4 protein-coding genes and 2 tRNA genes are annotated in these 3,677 nt (G+C 41.0%); all 6 read left to right on the top strand.

What is annotated here, in order from left to right:
- Positions 1-531 (top strand): cell envelope integrity protein TolA (tolA, locus tag H5201_RS17965; protein WP_182785160.1); only part of this gene is annotated, 531 nt, incomplete at its 5' end.
- Between the two features lie 9 nt (positions 532-540).
- The gene (tolB, locus tag H5201_RS17960) at positions 541-1,899 is read left to right on the top strand and encodes a Tol-Pal system beta propeller repeat protein TolB (RefSeq protein WP_149982325.1); all 1,359 of its coding nucleotides are present in this window, start codon (positions 541-543) and stop codon (positions 1,897-1,899) included.
- A 35-nt stretch (positions 1,900-1,934) separates the two neighbouring features.
- Positions 1,935-2,477, top strand: coding sequence for a peptidoglycan-associated lipoprotein Pal (gene pal / locus H5201_RS17955; protein ID WP_149982324.1), 543 nt, complete (start codon positions 1,935-1,937; stop codon positions 2,475-2,477).
- A gap of 12 nt (positions 2,478-2,489) precedes the next feature.
- On the top strand, positions 2,490-3,233 hold the full coding sequence (ybgF, locus tag H5201_RS17950; RefSeq protein ID WP_149982323.1) for a tol-pal system protein YbgF: 744 nt from the start codon (positions 2,490-2,492) through the stop codon (positions 3,231-3,233).
- Between the two features lie 168 nt (positions 3,234-3,401).
- Positions 3,402-3,477: transfer RNA gene (locus H5201_RS17945), tRNA-Lys, on the top strand.
- 81 nt (positions 3,478-3,558) lie between these two features.
- Positions 3,559-3,634: transfer RNA gene (locus H5201_RS17940), tRNA-Lys, on the top strand.
- Positions 3,635-3,677 lie beyond the last annotated feature (43 nt).

Below are 3,677 nucleotides of genomic sequence, written 5' to 3'. Positions count from 1 at the left end.
CGTGAAAAAGCGCAGCAGGCTGAAAAGCAAAAAGAACAAGCTGAACTTGCTGCTAAAGCTGCTGCTGAAAAACGTAAAGCAGAAGAAGAGGCTTTAAAGAAAGCTGAAGACGACCGTAAACGCGAAGAGTTAGCTGCTAAAAAACGTGCAGAAGCTGCTGAAGAGGCACGTCAAAAAGCGTTACAAGAGCAAATGCTGCAAGAGCAACTAGCTACAGAGCAAGCTGCACGTAATAAAATACGTCAGCAACAGGTAGGCACTGAGGTTGATAAATATAAAGCATTAATTATGGCGCGTATTCAGCAAAATTTATTAATTGATGAAAAGATGAAAAATCAACAATGCCGTGTGAATATTCGCTTAGGTTTTAATGGTCTGGTCACACAAGTTACATCTTTAGGTGGTGATAAGTTAGTATGTGAAGCGGCGCTTAGAGCTGTTCGTATGGCTGATACACTGCCAGTTTCTAAAGATAAAGATGTGTTTGAGCAATTAAAAAATATTAACTTAACAATTAAGCCACAATTTTAAAGGAATGGTATGTTCAACAAGTTGAAAACAGTTTGTTTAATTTTCGTTTTAGGCTTTACCAGTGTTGCAAATGCGGCACTTGAAATAGTCATAACCGAAGGCATTGATGGCGCGCGGCCTATTGCGATCGTGCCATTTAAGTATAAAGGTGTGGGGCCAATTCCACAAAAGCTCAGTGATGTGATTGCTGCGGATTTAATGCGTAGCGGTAAATTTAAACCCATTGACGTTAATGCCATGCCACAGTTACCTAGTAAAGACGCAGACGTAGACTATGGCGCTTGGGTAAATAAAGGTGTTGAAGCGATTTTAGTTGGTGAAGTCGAACAACAAACTGATGGCCGTTACTTAGTACGCTATGAGCTTATTGATGTTATCCGAGGCCAAATCACTGGCGGTGAAACGCAAATGATGAGTAACGGAAAACTCATTAAAAACCAAGATCATATTCAAGAAGCACGCGAAAGTGTGATCAGTGATACCGGTTTTAGACGTTATGCACACCGCATCAGTGATGTTATTTATGAAAAACTCACCGGTGAGCGCGGCGCATTTTTAACTAAAATTGCTTATGTGATTGTACGTGATGATGAACCAAAGCCTTACCAGTTAGTAGTTGCAGATTATGATGGTTTCAATGAGCAGGTTTTATTACGCTCGCAAGAGCCGCTTATGTCACCAGCATGGTCACCAGATGGCACTAAACTAGCGTATGTAACCTTTGAAAATCGTCAAAGCCAAATTTATATCCAAGATTTATACACTGGTAAGCGTGAACTCATAACAAGTCACCAAGGTATTAATGGTGCGCCACAATTCTCACCCGATGGTAAAAAACTACTATTGGTGCTATCAAAAGACAGAAACGGCGCTACAGAAGTGTATATGCTAGACTTAGCAACGCGTAAAGAAACCCGATTGACTAACCACCGTAGTATAGATACTGAACCGTCTTGGCATCCGAATGGTCAAGATATAGTGTTTACTTCTGAAAGGGGTGGTAATGCTCAGATTTATAAGTTAAATTTACAAACAGGTAGGTCACAACGAATGACCTTTGATGGTGATATGAATCTAGCTGGTTCTATTACCCCTGACGGCAAAGAATTAGTGATGGTTAACCGTACCAACGGGCAGTACCATCTTGCTAAGAAAGAGCTGGCTACAGGCGCATTTCAAGTGTTAACACGAACGCGCCTAGATGAGTCACCGAGCGTAGCACCAAATGGTTCGATGATCATCTATAGCACGCTACATAATAATAAGCAGGTACTAGCGCTAGTATCAATGGACGGTCGCTTTAAAGCACGGTTACCTGTGCTAAATGGACAAGTAAAGGCACCCGCGTGGTCGCCTTATTTACAGTAATTTTTGCTGGTTTACTCAATATAGGAATCTACTCAATGCAACTTAATAAAATACTTAAAGGCCTGCTAATTGCTGTGCCAGTTATGACACTAGCAGCTTGTAGCTCATCTTCGGATATCGATGAAGGTGCAGCTAATCAATCAAATCAAGCGACTGTTGAGCAAACAACTGATAATGACACTGTCGAAGTTGCGACATTAACGCCAGAGCAGCAAGCACAAGAAGAACTTCGTCAGAAGTATGACGAATTGCGTCAAGAACAAGTGATTTACTTTGGTTTTGATACTGCGACTATTCAAGGTCAGTATGGCGAATTACTTCGTGCACATGCTGAGTTTTTAGTTAAAAACCCATCTGTTAAAGTATTAATTGAAGGTCATGCTGATGAGCGTGGCACTCCTGAGTACAATATTGCACTGGGTGAGCACCGTGGCCAAGCAGTTGAAAAATACCTACAAAGTTTAGGTGTTTCTGCAAGCCAAATGTCAGTAGTGAGCTACGGTGAAGAAAAGCCGATGGTTAAATCACGTACTGAATCTGCTTTCGCTAAAAACCGCCGTGCGGTACTAGTTTACTAAATTAGAGACATTATGAAGCCGAAAATTATTTTGGCAGCCATGATATTGAGCGGGAGCACCCATGTTTGGGCTGCTCCCGCTCCTGTTTCAGAAGCTGCGAGTTCACAATCGAGTATAGAAAAACGCCTTGCTGCCCTTGAAAGTATGATGCAGTCGAGAAATTTATTACAAGTTGAGTTACAGCAACAGTTAAATAGACTGCAAGATGAAGTGAGCCAGGTTCGCGGGATCACTGAAGAGCAGACCTATAAGCTTGAAAAAGTACTGCAACGTCAACGTGAGCTGTATCAAGAAATTGAAAATCGCGTTAGCCAAGCTTACTCGCAACCTAGTGCAGAGCAACACGCAGAGCCTGTTGCATCGCAAGCTATTAGTTCTGATCTGTCTGAGAATGAGGCATACGAGCGTGCAGTGGCATTAATCATGAAGGACAAGCGCTATGATCAGGCAATTCCAGAGTTTCAAACGTTTTTAACAACGTATCCAAATTCTGTGTATGCGTCTAACGCTCATTATTGGTTAGGACAATTATTAACAATTAAAAATGATCCAGTAAAAGCATCGGAACATTTTAAAGTTGTTGTAAATGAATTTCCAAATTCAAATAAGCGTCCAGATGCCATGTTAAAGCTTGGTACTTTATTACAAGAGCAAGGTTTAGCCGAACAAGCGTCAAAAACCTTTAATGATTTACTTAACCAATACCCAAGTACAACTGCTGCAAAATTGGCCACTGATCGCCTTTCAAAAATGTAGAATCAGTTTGATTAGACTGCTTTTTGTCATAAGCGGTCTAAAATTGGTCAACTAGACATAAAAACTTAAAAAAAGAGACATTTTCTGTTGCACTCATTTTTTAAATAAGTATTATAAGCGCCCGCAGCAAACGAATGGTTCAACCACTCGAATTGCGACAAAAAGAGCGGGTCATTAGCTCAGTTGGTAGAGCAGTGGACTTTTAATCCATTGGTCGATGGTTCAAGTCCATCATGACCCACCATTCATTATTTAATAATAGAATGGTCTTTATCGGCGGATTTACGTATTAATGTTTTGTTGCATTTTGTTGCAGCAGCAGAGCGGGTCATTAGCTCAGTTGGTAGAGCAGTGGACTTTTAATCCATTGGTCGATGGTTCAAGTCCATCATGACCCACCATTCTTTATTCGTTGAATAGTAGAGTGGTTTATAATCGGCGGAT

It is taken from the genome of Pseudoalteromonas sp. SG43-6 (assembly GCF_014164365.1).
Classification (GTDB): Bacteria; Pseudomonadota; Gammaproteobacteria; order Enterobacterales; family Alteromonadaceae; genus Pseudoalteromonas; species Pseudoalteromonas rhizosphaerae.
The sequence above is the reverse complement of the archived record's forward strand: the minus strand, read 5'-3'. Positions and strand labels throughout refer to the sequence as shown.

What these genes read in the sequence shown, in the direction of transcription:
- tolB (WP_149982325.1), top strand. Translation starts at nt 541, where the DNA reads ATGTTCAACAAGTTGAAAACAGTTTGTTTAATTTTCGTTTTAGGCTTT.
- pal (WP_149982324.1), top strand. Translation starts at nt 1,935, where the DNA reads ATGCAACTTAATAAAATACTTAAAGGCCTGCTAATTGCTGTGCCAGTT.
- ybgF (WP_149982323.1), top strand. Translation starts at nt 2,490, where the DNA reads ATGAAGCCGAAAATTATTTTGGCAGCCATGATATTGAGCGGGAGCACC.